The following is a 15,884-nucleotide window of genomic DNA, read 5'->3' as shown; positions in this document are numbered from 1 at the left end:
ATTTTCTATTTGTTTCTAAGTGAATCCTTGTTATAAACACTGAGTACTGTTTTAGTATGTAAGGATTAAATAAATAATCAATGGCAATAATAATAGCGAATTTTGAAATTAGAGTAACTCCAACTTCGAACTATGTTGTTCTTATCAAAGAGCTAGAAAAATTTCTAAAAATTATCATTAAAATCGTAGTTTTTTTAATTCTCTATTGTCTACTAGCATGACTTTTTGTTGACTTTGGAGGGTATAAGTTCATTTATCTAAAAATAGAAAAAAAATACTATTTAGAATAAAAAATAAAGGTTTAAGTTTATTATTATTTTTAATAGAAAGTTCAGGTGACTATTGTTTCTGAATTTTCTATTCTAAATTTGTACCACTTTCACCTTATTTTACTGTTCAAGGGCTAAACGTCCTTGCTTACCAAGTCTAATTAAAAGGAAATAACCAAAATAAAGAACATAGACCGACAATCCTAACAAGCCTAAGAATCCGATAAATCCTTGAGTAGCATCGCTATGAATAATAGAACGATATCCCAAAGGAGCTTCAATCCAAACTTGACAGAAGGGACTTGAAAGTAAGTCTAGGGAAAACGCACAGGACAAAAAAGGAACACTAGCGATTACTCCTAAGCTACAGTAAACTGTCATTGCCCAACGCCAGGAGACAACCATCAACTTCAGAAAACTCGGAGGTAAATCCTTGATTTCGTCGTTGAGATCCACCCAAAACCAAAGAGCAATGGGAATAAGAACACGAGCAATCAAGGCCGTGATAAAACCAATTTGCCCACAAAGATTTTCAAAAGCGGAATTTTCGACCCCCCATGCTGGGACCAACAAATAGATCGTGATCATTAATAAACTAGCCACTCGCCAATAAATAATAAGAAGACGACTAATGGCTTCTGCTTGTCGAACTAGAGACCAGATAATCAAAATTGTGGGGATTATAACAGCGAATGACATCGCTAATCGATAATCAGTCCAAACTAAAGGCCGAAACCATAGTTCTTCCATTTTGTTTCAAGTTCCTCAAAAAACGCTTTAATCCTTTTAAAGGAATGTTTCTACACCCAGAATAGCAGTGATAATTTGCAGTTAGATTGTCACTGCTGATAGGTTATGATATCGATAAATAGGTAACAGACAGTACTTGTCGGTGTCTTAATCCCTAGTCTTCATAAACTCGACATTCAACCGCATCAGGATTATTATCACAATAGGCCTCAAAAGGGGTTTTGGTAAGTCGTTTTTGTCTTTGGTGAGAGGCCTCTGCTTGCAACTCTTCGACGGCATCCCAAGCGGCAGCACAATCCTCAGAGCTATCTCCTTCAATACTGCAAACGATTTTAGCGTTTTGTTTCTCTCGTTCAATTTGATTTTCGATGTTACCCATGACTCCTCGTTGATCTTCTTAACTTTAATTTTATAGGTATCGAGATTCCAGTTTATCCTAACGGATTTATCTGTGTCATGACTCGTGTCATGGTATATATAAAACTTCTCTCCATACCCACTCATATTATGATTAGTTCCAAATCTTCTCCCAGGAAGAGTGTATCTTAAGAATTGACTGAATCGCAAAGTCTCTCCGTCTCTACTTGATTTCTTAAGACATAATTATTGAAGTGATTCTATCTCGTCTATATTTATTAACTAATAATTTTTTTTGTTGTTCTATAATTACTCGTTGTTTTGTAATTTTGTGAATTTTCTATGGTCAATCAGATGCAGTGGGTTAATGCTTTATCTATCCGTCCATCACTAGAAGGGGCAGTAATAGAAGTTGTAGACGGAGTTAAAAAATCTTTACCTCAGTCCCCTGATTTGGGTATCTTGTTCATTTCTTCAGCCTATGCCAGCGATTACTCTAGATTAATTCCTCTGATTCTAGAAAAGTTATCTTTACCCATTCTTATTGGCTGTAGTGGGGGAGGGGCAATTGGCATGGAAAATTCTACCCAAATTATCGAAGTCGAGAGTGGACCTGTTCTAAGTCTTACTGTTGCTAGCCTACCAGAAGTCGATGTTCAACCCTTCTATCTTACTCCTGAAAATCTACCCAATCCCGATAGTTCCCCCGATGCTTGGAGTCAACTGGTAGGTGTTCCTCCTCAACAACACCCCCATTTTATTCTTTTGTCTGATCCCTTTTTCCCAGGAATTAATGATTTATTAGCTGGACTTGATTTTGCTTACCCAGATTCGGTAAAAATCGGGGGATTAGCGAGTACAGGGATTATGAATGTTCAAAGTACTCTATTTTACTATACTTCAGAACCTTCAGAACTTAGGCTATGTAATCAGGGGACTGTAGGAATAGCCTTGAATGGAAATATTATAGTTGAATCTATTGTTGCTCAAGGGTGTCGTCCTATTGGCCAGCCCTACCAAATTACGCAAGGGGGACGCAATGTTATTTTACAGTTAGGAAAACTGGAAAATATGACTCAACCCATAGTTAATAGTTCTCCTTTAGAATCTCTTAGAGAGTTGATTAAAACGTTGAATAAAGACGATCGTCAATTAGCAGAACATTCCCTGTTTATTGGGGTTGTCAGCGATGAATTTAAATACAATTTGCAACCTGGAGATTTTTTGATTCGTAATTTGGTTGGAGTTGATCCGCGAGTAGGGGCGATTGCTATTGGCAATCGCGTTCGTCCAGGTCAACGGGTTCAATTTCATCTGCGCGACGCTAAAACTTCGGCAGATGATTTGGAACTTCTTCTCAGGACTTATGTCACTGCTGGTGAACTAGATAAAAAGGTTCAGGGAGCGTTAATGTTTTCATGTTTAGGGCGTGGAGAGGCTCTTTATAATCAGCCGAATTTTGATTCAGGACTGTTCCATCATTATTTGCCCCAATTACCTTTGGGAGGATTTTTCTGTAACGGAGAAATTGGACCAGTAGGGGGACAAACTTTTTTACATGGTTATACTTCTGTTTTTGCACTTTTTTGTCAACCAAATTAAGTAGGAAAAAATATCTATTTATTTTCTGTTTTTTTCCTAGGTTGAGAAAATAAAAAAATTTTACTGTTCGAAGGGGCTGATTATGTTCTTTCTTGGTAACTTATATTTATTATAGTTTAGCTACTAAAAAACTTAATCAGAACAGTAAATTAACTGTTGAAAATTTCTCTTAGATAGAGAAAGCTAATGTCTATTTTAAGACAGACTATCGTTAAACGAGATCCAATCAATATGGAAATAAGTTTGCAGAAGGATTAAGTTCAAAAAAGAGTATAGACTGAAAGAATTAAGATAAAAATTAATGAATAAATCTTAAATAATCATATATAAAAATGTAGCTAGAAAGAATGGAATGAATGAACAATAAATAAAAATAAGGCTCAAAGATTTACATCGCAAAATACAGATTAAGAAACTTATATATTAAAGTTTTTGTGATTAGACAACAATAAGTTTATTATAATATTTCTATCAAAATTAAAAAAATATTAATTTTGATAAAACTCTATAATTATTTTGTAAATAAGTTAATATCGCAAGTTTAAATAGTAGCAGATAGATTGTATATATTGAAATAACCTAACACTCAAAAGTAAAACTTTTAAATGAGAAGTTAAAGGATCTAAAAATTTTTATAAAAAGAAAAAACCGTCTTAGTTAAATAAGGAACAATATATTTTTATTAAGAATTTAGAAGATTTAAACAGAAACAAAAAGTTGAAATTTAACTAAAATTTTTTAAAAATTACCAGTTCTTTCAAAGGTACACTCTTCAAAAGAAGAATTTAGAAAATCTTTGATAAAAAAACAGGCTGGGCATGAGGACTATTGAAATTAGCTAATTGGCGTAGAAAGATTTATTAATTATAGTAGAAAGCTTCGAAATAATTAGGTATTTTTTCTGGAAAAAATTGCCAATTTTAATCAAGGAATAACTAGAAAAATAGTAGCAGGGATTAATAATAAATTAAAGTTAATTAATAATAAAAATCTATGAATTTAAAAACTCTGTTAATTACAACTTCCTAAGTTTTTTAACTTGGCATTACAAGAGTAAGTTCTACATGATTAACCGGCTACAATCTAAAAAATAAATAAATTTTAGAAAAAAAATAGATTTTAGCAATCATTTTTTAGCTTTTTTATGCTGTAATTATACAGCTTTATTTTTTTTAATTGTTAACCAAATTAAGCCAAAACACAAGATGGCATTAACTCCTAAAAAAATTCTAGAAATATCCACTGAAGGCATTCCCAATACTGCAGTATTCATGAAAGCATGAACTGTTAAACAGGAAGCTACTCCTAAAGAAATTCCCGACGCAAATAATTTTCCTGGTTCATAACTTAATAACAAAACTATCAAAGTAAAAGGAACTAAAATACTAGCTAAAAAGGGATTTAGCAAAGAAGTTCCCCGAATAGAATTAGCCAATTCTGGAATAGAACTCCCCATAACTCGGAATGGCCATTGAGGTAAATCAAAAATGTAGATTCCTTGGAGGAAAAACAATCCTGAACTTCCTAAAATCAACCCTAAATTCAGAGGGACAGTCCAGGTAAAAGGAAAATAGACCTTTAGGAACCAAGCCAACAAATAAGACCCTACAAGCATTAATAATTTAGGAACTAACACCACTACACCGTCATCAATCCAAAAACGAGGGTCAAGATGTCCGTTATCGCGCATCCATCGAAAAAAGTCACGGAAGGTAATTTGACCCTTGAAAGCTAAGGTAACTGCTTCCCCTGCATCTAATTGTCCTGCCCCATAGTGGTTAAAAGGATCTTCTTGAACATTACGAGAGGACTGTTTAAGGATAGCTAATACCTTGGATGGTTCTTTAATACCAGAAGCCTTAATTAAAGCCGCTACGCCCGCGACGTGAGGAGCGGCCATACTCGTCCCCTGGAACCCGACAAAAATCGATTCTCCTGTCTGAGGGTCAATCGTTTCTTGAATAATTTTCCCTTCTTCACTACCGCCAGGGGCAGAAATATCAATTCCAGCTCCATAATTAGAATAGGTTGTCTTTTGACCGGCCGCATTTAAAGCAGAGACACTAATCACTTTAGGATAACGAGCAGGATAGGAAGCGGCATTTTGATTGGAATTTCCCGCGGCAGCAATAATAACAACATCTTTTAAGTAAGCATAGTCAATAGCATCTTTCATAATTTGACTTTCACCACCTCCCCCAAGACTTAAATTAATCACATCGGCATTATGATCAGCAGCAAAACGAATGGCTTCAGCAATATCGGCAACAGTTCCTCCACCTTCATCAGCGAGAACCTTGAGAGGCATAATTTTGGCATGGTAGGCAATACCAGCTACTCCATACTTATTGTTTGTCGATTGGGCGATGGTTCCGGCAATATGAGTTCCATGACCATTATCATCAGAAGCATCGGTGTGATCGTTAACGAAATCGTAACCTTCAACAAATTCTGTCTGTCGTAAATCAGGGATTCTACTAACACCTGTGTCAATGACGGCAACAGTTATTCCTTCCCCTTTGCTATTTTCCCAAGCTTTTTCAACATGAATACTATGCAAGTTCCATTGCTTGCTATAGTCGGGATCGTTGGGTACTTCTAAAGCATTATAAATATAATTGGGTTCGGAGTATTCAATATATTTTTTGATAGAAGACTGTTTTATAAGGTTAAGGAACGTTTTATCCCCTGACACAGTGTAGATGTGTTCATCAGCAGAAAAAATACTGTTGAGACTAACAGTCTTTCCATATTGTTTAGTAATCACTCCTAATTGTTTACTGATAACTGAGGTAGGGACATCTTCACGGAAATTAATGACTATCGAATCAAATTCGCCTTGATTTGCTAGTCCTTTGAAGTTATGTAAGGCTATCCAAAGCCCGATAATAAATAAACCGAGGAATAATAACTTTTTCATAAACTTGACCAACGTTACAGCACGTACCAGTCTAAATCTTAGAATAGTCTATCTAAGTCTTTAATTCTCAATTGAGATATTCTTATGACTTAGTTTTTGGGTAATGGTTAATTAATGTTGGGTTAAATTTTAGTACAATATAAATTTTAGACTCAAAACTTAGATTCAGGATCACAATGACTGCTAACGTTGAAATTTATACTTGGGGTGCTTGTCCTTTCTGTATTCAGGCTAAAGCCTTACTCAATAAAAAGGGAGTAAAGTACACTGAATATCGTATCGATGGAGATTATGAGACAAGGGAAAAAATGAAACAAAGGGCTGAAGGTCGTAGCAGTCTTCCACAAATTTTTATTAATAATCAGCCTATTGGCGGATGTGATGAATTATATTTCTTGGAATCAACGAATAAATTGGATTCTCTCTTAAATAAAACAGTTTAAGACATCATATGATTTCGAAAATAGTATAGTTTGGATTTTTTTAGAAATTTAAATATTTTAGGTAGGGATATTTCGCATAACAGTAGTTGTGTCTGTCCCTACTAAGCTAAGGTCTTATAAGAGATAAATGTGATTTTATTTAAATATTTAACATTTTAGAAAATCAGGTTTATAGAATGAAGAGAAACTTATATATTAGAGCAGAGCAAATTTAGAAGTATTTAGGAAAATCTAATTGTTATTGTTTTAACAAAAAAAAAATTATATTAGGAACTCAATAATATAATCAATGAAGTTTATCATAATTGCCCGTATATAATTAGAGATTTATATCAAGTGATAACTAAGTATTTCTTTCAAAAAATCAAATATTATCGATTGAGATGAACTCATATCCGTACAATTTATTTAAAAAATAGAGCAACCACATCAAATATTGGCAAATAATACAATTTTTATTAGTAATAAAAAAGCAAGCTATTATGCAGTTACATAACTTAATATACAGCATTATGATATTTTTTAGATGCAGAGTCTACACATTTTTTACAACAGACTATTAATTCTCAATCTTGTTTAAGTTTGGAGAGTTAAGTAGTAGATATCATAGTTTGCATTCAGCTTCTTTTAATTTTTTTATAAAAGTTTTTTCTTCATAAAGGTAAACATTATCATTATCATCTATGGTAATTCATACCTTTATGAATAAACTAAACTTTGATATAACTAAGATTTAAGTAGATCTCTACAATAACTACTATGAATAGTTAGATTACTATAGATTATTGTCTATATAAAAATACCTATTTAACTAATTAAATCCCTTTTGTTATTAAGTTTTATATTCTAGTATTTTTCTGTCCTATAATTATAGTTATATAAATAGTTTTTTTATTGTTAAATCTGTTTTTATCTGTTTTTTAAAAACTCTTACTCACTCTAATTAATTTATTTTTTAATATATATATTTTTTTGTTATTTTTCCTTTTTAGGACATGCAATGTATATTGCAACTGAGTAATATTGTTTCTATATGATTGATCTATTTTGTTTGATTCTTAGCCTACTTTATTTTAAAAAACCTTATTTTTTATTTCCCCTCAATATTGCTATACTTTTCCGTATATGATTGACTGCGGTATTATTTTATATTTATTTTAGTTTTTTAATAAAAAAACTAAAATACTATCACTAATTTTAACGAAAAAATAGCGTTGACTCGACTATTCATTTAATTCTTTTCTAAGAAAGAAACTATCCTAATAGTTTTCCGTAGTGCTCCAGTCAATTTAGATAAAGAAGTGAGAGTAAGACTTATAGAAATAAAAAAACTTTAAAGAATAGCAAAATAGGTAAAAGCTTGGGAAAAAAAATTATGATTAAGATTTAAAAGATGGACATATATATTAGAAAATACTACAAAAATTTTGTTAAAAAATTTACGTTACAAGCCAAAATAATAGCAGATAAATTTTGCTTAATATAATAAGTTAATAGTCCATTAAATAATTAAAGTAGATGTTTTAAATAGTATTTAAAATTACTTCTTAAAAAAGAAAAATACGTTATGATTAAATCATAGTAAATATATTTTTTAAAAAATTAAGATATTCTAAGATAGAAATAGAACTAGACATCAGTTCATTTGATTAAAGTTAGCTAATTAATCTTAGAAAATCTAATCATTGTGTCTGAAAGACCATGAAAGAATTAGATATAATACTGGAAAAAGTATTGTCTATTCTGAGCAATAAACAACTCAAAAAAAAGTAAAAGTATTAATATTTAATTATAAAATATCTTGAATTGACAATTCAAATATCAATTCAAGGTATTAGTTCAATTTAATCTTGATTAAATTAATCATAAAAATATGCTTACAATTTAACTTACTTTGATTATTTTAGCAAAATGATTCTATCAGGCTGATATTTTTTATTGCCCTATTATATTTAATCTAGAAGAATATAAAATATTCTACAGAATAATCTCTTTTAAAGAAAGTTAAGTATTGTGATAGAGATTCAATAACTCTAAAATTTTAGTTAAAAACTAACAACTTATGGAGGCTTACTATTAAGCCTCCATAAGTTGTTAGTTTAATTAGCTCGGCATAAACACATTAAAAATAATTGGTTGTTATACTTGAGAATGTTGTTAAGGACTAGAGTTCAACGACAAACTTCCCTATTGTTCAATAATACCCATTTACTCAATTGTCTTAACTAATTACGGAAGGTTGGGGACTTTTAAAAAAAACCTGTAGAATTTGTTCGACAATTTGAGGACTGGTTAACCCTAAATCTGCTTTGGATTGATCAGGGGTGGCATGATCAACTAGATGATCGCTCACACCAAATCGTTTCAAGGGAATTAGGATGCCATTATCAGACAAGACTTCAGCTACTGCTGAACCGAAACCACCGATGAGACAACCTTCTTCTAAGGTAGCTATTCTTCCAATGCGTCGAGCGAGGGGAAAGATTAATTCCGTATCTAAGGGTTTAACAAAACGGGCATTAACTACTGTTGCTTCAATGCCATATTCTCCAAGAATTTCTGCTACTTGTAAGGCTGTATTTACCATGGAGCCATAACCTAAAAGTAAAACATCATCTCCAGTACGGAGAATTTCTCCTTTACCTATGGATAAGGGTTCCCAACCTTCTTCCATTAAAGGAACTCCAATACCGCTACCACGAGGATAACGCATAGCGATCGGTCCATCAGTGTGATAGACTCCTGTCACTACCATTCGTTGTAATTCCGCTTCGTCTTTGGGAGCCATGATAGTCAAGTTAGGAATACACCGTAGATAGGCGATGTCGTACATTCCTTGGTGAGTAGGTCCATCTGCGCCGACAATTCCAGCGCGATCAAGACACAAGAAAACGGGAAGGTTTTGAATACAAACATCATGAAGAACTTGGTCGTAAGCTCTTTGCAAAAATGTTGAGTAAATAGCTACAACGGGACGCATTCCTTCACAAGCAAGACCAGCAGCTAAGGTGACGGCATGTTGTTCAGCGATTCCTACATCAATGTATTGTTTAGGAAGTTTAGCATAAAGTTTAGCTAATCCTGTTCCCGTAGCCATAGCTGCAGTAATTCCAATAATTTTAGGATTGTTTTCAGCTAGTTTAGTGAGAGTATGAGCAAAAACTTTAGAATAACTGGGAGGTTTAGGTTTACTGGATGGATGAGCCTTGCCAGTAGCTAAGTTAAAGGGACTTTGAGCATGGTAGCCTACCTGGTCTTTTTCAGCTAAGTCATAACCTTTTCCTTTGACAGTAGCAACATGAACAAGAACTGGACCGGAGACTTTGTGGGCCTGTTTGAAGGTGCCAATTAACTCTTCTAAATTGTGTCCGTCAATTGGACCAAAATATTTAAAGCCTAATTCTTCAATTACTGCACCCACTTTAGGAACTGCTAGACGTTTTATTCCTTCTTTAACCCTTTCCATTTCGGGGGTAAAAGATTCCCCAAAGAAAGGAAATTGTTTAAATTGTTCTTCGAGGTTGTCTGAGAGAAATTGAACGGGATCACTCAAACGTACCTTGTTGAGGTAGCGAGAAATAGCTCCCACGTTTGGAGAAATAGACATTTCATTGTCGTTGAGTACAACCATAAGATTTGTGTTGGGTAAATGTCCAGCATGGTTGATAGCTTCTAAGGCCATTCCTCCAGTTAATGCTCCATCTCCAATCACTGCTACAACTTTATGATTTTCCCCTTGAGCATCTCTGGCTAATGCCATACCTAAAGCGGCAGAAATACTTGTAGAAGCGTGTCCGGCTCCAAAATGATCGAATTGACTTTCGCAACGTTTTAGATATCCGGCAATACCGTCTTTTTGCCTTAGGGTGTGGAAACGATTATAACGACCAGTTAACATTTTATGGGGGTAAGCTTGGTGTCCTACATCCCAGGTAACTTTATCCCGATCCAAATCTAGGGTTTGATAAAGAGCGACAGTGAGTTCTACTACTCCTAACCCAGGACCTAGATGTCCTCCACTAGCGGCGATCGTTTGTAAATGCTTTTCTCGAATTTGACGACTAATATCTTCTAGTTGTCGGAGTGATAAACCATGTAACTGGTTGGGATGAGTGATTTCACTTATGTGCATGCTGTATGTTTCTCTACCATTTTGATTAACGCGCTATCTCACACTTTAATTGATTTTCTGACTTTGGTTTATTATTGGCTCATCATTAGTTATAGAAACTCTGACTATTAATCATCTCATTATCTCCATATATATTTTTAATAAAGTGATAAATTATTTTTATTTTTTTTTTAAAATATTTTCAAAAAATTAACGTATTTTTACGTTATTTAAAATCTCAATATTTTATTTAATTTATTTTGGTCTAAATCAAATAAATAATATATTTTATATTTTTTTGAATTGATATACAATGATCTTTATAGTTTTAGTAAACTAAGCTATTAAGCGATAATTTCTATGATTTTTATTCTGTATTTTTTATTTTTTATAAAAAAAGTCTGTATTCTTAAAATTTTTGTGCAATTAAAACATGAGCTTTTTTCTCAAAAAATTACCACAAAAAGTCTAGAATAGCTATATTTACAATTTGCAAAAAGTTTTAAATGCTTTTTATAAATTTTCTTATTACTAGATAATATTATGCCAATTTTCTTTTTTTTATCTAGATAATACAAAGCAAGCCAATAAAATTTATTAAATGAAACCTAAATATGACAATCTAAGTATTACTTAAATAAGTTAAAGGTAAGTGCTATATATATAAATATTTACGTTTTTATTAGGTTTAAATTTTACTTAAAGTTTTTAACAAAAAATATTTGTTATTAAACAAAACTATATTTTACTATTTTAAGTTTTAATAAATTACTCCATTCTTTGGATTTAGTATAACTAAAAACTTGTTAATAATAAGCAATATTCGTATATATTCAATGCATAAACTTTAAAAAAACCTCATATAATTATTTTTTAAACTCTCTTGAATTAAAAAATAAACCTTAATATAAATCCTTATTTTTTCTTGTTATAAATAATTATTTTTTTTAATTAACTTTAAATTTTTATTAAATAGATAACTGTAAACTATTTTTTAGTAAAAATATAGTTTACAGTAAATACACCTCATAAAGTATAATTTTTTATTCAAAATGTAGAATAGCTAAACCTATTCTTTAATTGATACTTAATAACTTAATTAAAGTTGTTAAGTTTGTGTTTTGCACTTTAAAGTTCACTAATTAAATTAGGTTAAAATAACTACTAGCAAATCATACAAAAATTATCTTAATCAAGAAGACTCTGTCAATTTTTTTTGAATTTACGTTAGGTTTAATTATTTATCTCTATCGAACAATATAGTATAATAGCTACTCTAGAAATATTAGATTTAGACATAATTCATGAAAAAAATTGTTTTAATGATAAAATATTTTATAGATATGAATATAAAAATACAGAAATTATTAAAGGTAGCAATTAAACTACATTAATATATAAGTCATATTTTTTCATATAGTCATAGTATTTCTCTAAAAAATTTAAATCTCAAAAAAATTAATCTTTTAAGTCAAAAAAAGCCTGTTTAGAAATTTTGATGTATTTAATAGATAGATACATCAAAATTTCTAATATGATTAACTAAAATTAACGTCAATATTTAAATTAGTTTTGTATTTTCTTGTTGTCTTATAAACAAATCACTCAATCTAATACTAGAGTTTTATTGTGTTAATCAAAAAAGTAAAGTAGCCTAGATTATCAGAAATTAGTAATGATTTTTAGGTAAAGTTGACTGATTAATTAATATTTCTAATCTAGTTTAGGAATAAAGAGATAAACAATGCAGATAGTAACATAAAATCATTATTTTTTAAATTTTATTTTAAAAAATAATGATTTTATGTTTATTTAAATTTTGAAATTATTACTCGACAATAAAAACCTTACAGAATTTCTAATTCAGCTGTAATGTACAAATACAGTAACAATAAACATTAGAGAGGTTATTAACCATTGATTTATATTCTTATTTTTTTAAAAAATAAGTTGTAATTAAGATTTTATTATTACAGGTTTACTACTTAGATATTCTCAGATTTGATTTTTAAAAATTAAATTTAACTCGTTATTTATCTGAATTATTTACTAATTAATAATTTAGATAAATAACGAGTGATTTCAAATACTTTATAAACCTAGATAACAAGTGGTTTTTTATGAAGGTGAGTAACTTTTGTATAAAATTAACAGGAGTAGTATACAGAAAAGTTTAGATAAGAAATTGAATATTTTCAAAATAGCTAGGTAAATTACTTTACGGTATTCTATCGCTATCTCATTTCTATAAGATGTGTTTAGCCATAAAGTTTACTAAATTGTCTGTTAAAATTGGACTAAGATTGAATAAAGAAGTAGTACCAGTGCGACAGGTACATTCTCACTAAGACTCATTTAGAAATCGGTAAAGTTGTTGGCTTTTTTGGAAAAAGTAATCGTAAAATCCTACTGCATCAAACTAGAAAACTTATTCTACTGGATGATCGCTACTTTAAAAATTTCCTGGATAAGAATAAATATCCTGTTTAATTTTAGTAAGATTAGTAACAATAGAGCATTAAGCTTGAGTGGTAGTAAATTTATACAAAAAGAAATCCTTAATGGCAACTTAATTAGGTAAATTACTTTACGGTTGAGGGCTTTCTAAAACTTAACTCCTGAGATGAGTAAGGGATAATTACATTAGAAAATCTTGCCCAGGGATTTTTACTAGGTCTAATCTGAGTCCATTCACAAAAAAAATTTATAAAAAATTAAGCTTTCTTCAAAGTTAGATCATTTACCAAGTTTTATCAACGATAATTATTTTGAAAACAAATTTTTAGAACAAGGATAAGAGAAGGATTCGGAAAGTACAGAAACAACTTTAAGTTCATAGGAAACTGATACGGGAGACTCAGGAGAAATTCTAAAATTTAAACTTTCTTTTCTAAAACTGTACGTTTAAGGTAAATAAGTTAAGATTGATTTTTGCCATTATTCTGAATATTTTATCAAAATACCGGTGGTTATCTTTAATTTTGAAATATTTAAAAGAATTAACATAAATGAGCAGTTTCTCGTGTACAAATTTAGATGACTCTGATAAATTTTTCCAAGACCTAGTTTTTTAATGAATAATTAAGCTTAGATTTATGGATTATTAGGGGATAAATTTCTAGTTCTCTAAATTTTCCCAAAAAAGTTTTAGACATCAAGTATTTATTGATAAAATTGCTGAAACTTTTATCCTCTAATTTTATATAAATCTCTCAATTCCTATGACTAAACCGAAACACAAACCATTAAAATTAGCTATTTTTTTTGCTTTTAGTAGTGGATTAAGCCTATTTTTAGGTTTTACAGCAACTGTCCAATCTACTTCCCTAAAAGTTTCTGATACTCCCATTTTTCAATTTAACTGGCTTCAGGCTATTGTGTTAGGAATGGTACAAGGATTGACAGAATTTTTGCCCATTAGTAGTACGGCCCATTTAAAAGTTATCCCCTTGGCTTTAGGATGGGGTGATCCTGGAGTATCTTTTACAGCAGTGATTCAACTAGGAAGTATTACTGCAGTGATATGGTATTTTTGGTCAGATTTAACAGAGATTATTGATGGGATGGTAAAAGCTATTTGTATCTCGGATTATAAATCTTATGATTTTCGACTGGCAGCGGGTATTGCGTTAGGAACTTTACCAATTGTATTTTTTGGATTATTGTGGAAATTGTTGGTTGTTGATTTAGATAATTCTCCATTACGAAGTGTAGGGGCAATTGCAATTGCTTCAATTGTGATGGCTGTATTGTTAGCTTTATCAGAAAGGTTAGGAACTCATAAACGAGATTTTAGAGAACTAACATTACAAGATGGGATATTAATTGGATTAGCCCAAACTCTTGCTTTAATTCCAGGAGTTTCTCGTTCAGGTTCTACTATGACGGCCGGATTATTTATGAATTTAGAACGGGCAACAGCAGCCAAGTTTTCTTTTCTACTAGGAATTCCAGCCATTACTATAGCAGGATTTGCAGAATTTAAAGAAGTTTTAGTTCTAGGCTCTTCTAAAGAAATTTTATTTCCTGTTATTATCGGAGTTATCTCTTCAGCAATTTTTTCCTATTTAGCTATTGCTTGGTTAACCAGCTATTTACAAAATCGTGATACTTGGATTTTTGTTTGGTATCGTTTAGGATTTGGTGTCTTAATTTTAGTATCTCTTGTGTTTAATCTTAATTAAATTGAAATATAGTTACGCTATTTTGGAGCTAAGATGGTACCATAAAAAATGTGACTGAGAATTGATAAACTTCTTTGATATTTTTTAGAGTTTTTCAAAGGTAACTGTTGATAACAACGTCATCTAACGGTGTGCTGGAATTTACTATGCATAAGATCCCTGTTACGGTTATTACTGGCTTTCTCGGAGCAGGTAAGACAACATTAGTTCGTCATCTACTACAACATAATCAACAAAGACGAATTGCTGTTTTGGTTAACGAATTTGGGGAAGTAGGAATAGATGGGGAACTTTTGCGAGATTGTCAGATTTGCGATGAGGATGGAAACTCAAATACTAATATTGTTGAATTAACCAATGGGTGTTTGTGTTGTACCGTCCAAGAAGAATTTTTTCCGACTATGAAAAAATTATTGGAAAGGCGTGAGACAATTGATTTTGTGCTAATTGAGACCTCTGGATTGGCATTACCAAAGCCTTTAGTTCAAGCCTTTCAGTGGCCAGAAATCCGTAACAGCGCTACTGTAGATGGGGTGGTAACAGTGGTAGATACTCAAGCTCTAGTTTCAGGGACTTTAGTGAAAAATTCAGCTGCCTTAGAAGCGCAACGACAGGCCGATCCCAGCCTAGAACATGAAACTTCAATTGAGGAGTTATTTAAAAATCAGTTAATTTGTGCAGATTTAGTATTGTTAACTAAAACTGACTTAATTGAGCCGTTTCAACTTCATCAAGTTAAAAAGTGGTTAGAACAAGAATTAAGACCAGAAGTTAAAGTGGTTGCTTGTGATAATGGGGAAATTAATCCTAATGTTTTATTAGGGTTTAATGCCGCTGTTGAAGACAATTTAAAGAGTCGCCCTAATTATCACGAGCAGGAAGAAGACCACAATCACGATGATGATATTAATTCTATTCAAGTAATTTTAAATCAAGAGTTTGAGCTTAAAAGTTTGGTCAATCAACTTAAAAAAATAGTCAAAAACCAAGAAATTTATAGGATTAAAGGGTTTGTAAATGTTCCATCTAAACCCATGCGGTTAGTTTTACAAGGAGTGGGTGATCGCTTTGATACCTTTTATGATCGTCCTTGGAAATGTGATGAACTGCGTCAAACTCGATTAGTATTTATTGGTCGTCAATTAACGCTAGAAGAGATTGAGTGTGAACTAACTTAGAGATACGAAAACTCCCATTAAAAAATGAATGGGAGTTCGTTCAATCAGCTATTGCTTGTTTATTTTTAGA

Annotated in this window: 8 protein-coding genes; 4 read left to right on the top strand and 4 right to left on the bottom strand. The window is 31.4% G+C overall.

Annotated elements, in window-relative coordinates; translation table 11 throughout:
* Positions 1–389: 389 nt before the first annotated feature.
* Entirely contained in the window at positions 390–1,019 is a 630-nt protein-coding gene (locus RGRSB_RS00230) for a DUF3177 family protein (RefSeq protein ID WP_119259311.1), read from the bottom strand.
* A gap of 154 nt (positions 1,020–1,173) precedes the next feature.
* Complete coding sequence (locus tag RGRSB_RS00225) at positions 1,174–1,398, bottom strand: Calvin cycle protein CP12 (RefSeq protein WP_119259310.1); 225 nt, start codon at positions 1,396–1,398, stop codon at positions 1,174–1,176.
* A 320-nt stretch (positions 1,399–1,718) separates the two neighbouring features.
* On the opposite strand from RGRSB_RS00225, the gene RGRSB_RS00220 reads away from it, so the two are divergent.
* Positions 1,719–2,978, top strand: a complete 1,260-nt coding sequence (locus RGRSB_RS00220) for an FIST signal transduction protein (RefSeq protein WP_119259309.1) — start codon at positions 1,719–1,721, stop codon at positions 2,976–2,978.
* 1,153 nt (positions 2,979–4,131) lie between these two features.
* Here the strand turns inward: RGRSB_RS00220 and RGRSB_RS00215 are convergent.
* Positions 4,132–5,898, bottom strand: coding sequence for a S8 family peptidase (locus RGRSB_RS00215; RefSeq protein WP_119259308.1), 1,767 nt, complete (start codon positions 5,896–5,898; stop codon positions 4,132–4,134).
* Between the two features lie 176 nt (positions 5,899–6,074).
* Between RGRSB_RS00215 and grxC the strand changes: the two genes are divergently transcribed.
* Positions 6,075–6,341 (top strand): glutaredoxin 3, encoded by a 267-nt coding sequence (grxC, locus tag RGRSB_RS00210; RefSeq protein ID WP_119259307.1) that lies wholly within the window; start codon positions 6,075–6,077, stop codon positions 6,339–6,341.
* A gap of 2,221 nt (positions 6,342–8,562) precedes the next feature.
* Here the strand turns inward: grxC and dxs are convergent.
* Positions 8,563–10,473, bottom strand: a complete 1,911-nt coding sequence (gene dxs, locus RGRSB_RS00205) for a 1-deoxy-D-xylulose-5-phosphate synthase (RefSeq protein ID WP_119259306.1) — start codon at positions 10,471–10,473, stop codon at positions 8,563–8,565.
* 3,200 nt (positions 10,474–13,673) lie between these two features.
* Between dxs and RGRSB_RS00200 the strand changes: the two genes are divergently transcribed.
* Positions 13,674–14,636, top strand: a complete 963-nt coding sequence (locus tag RGRSB_RS00200; protein WP_119259305.1) for an undecaprenyl-diphosphate phosphatase — start codon at positions 13,674–13,676, stop codon at positions 14,634–14,636.
* A 146-nt stretch (positions 14,637–14,782) separates the two neighbouring features.
* Positions 14,783–15,814, top strand: coding sequence for a cobalamin biosynthesis protein CobW (cobW, locus tag RGRSB_RS00195; RefSeq protein ID WP_119260889.1), 1,032 nt, complete (start codon positions 14,783–14,785; stop codon positions 15,812–15,814).
* Positions 15,815–15,884 lie beyond the last annotated feature (70 nt).

Origin of the sequence: cyanobacterium endosymbiont of Rhopalodia gibberula, from assembly GCF_003574135.1 — a bacterium.
Lineage (GTDB): Bacteria > Cyanobacteriota > Cyanobacteriia > Cyanobacteriales > Microcystaceae > Rippkaea.
The sequence above is the reverse complement of the archived record's forward strand: the minus strand, read 5'-3'. Positions and strand labels throughout refer to the sequence as shown.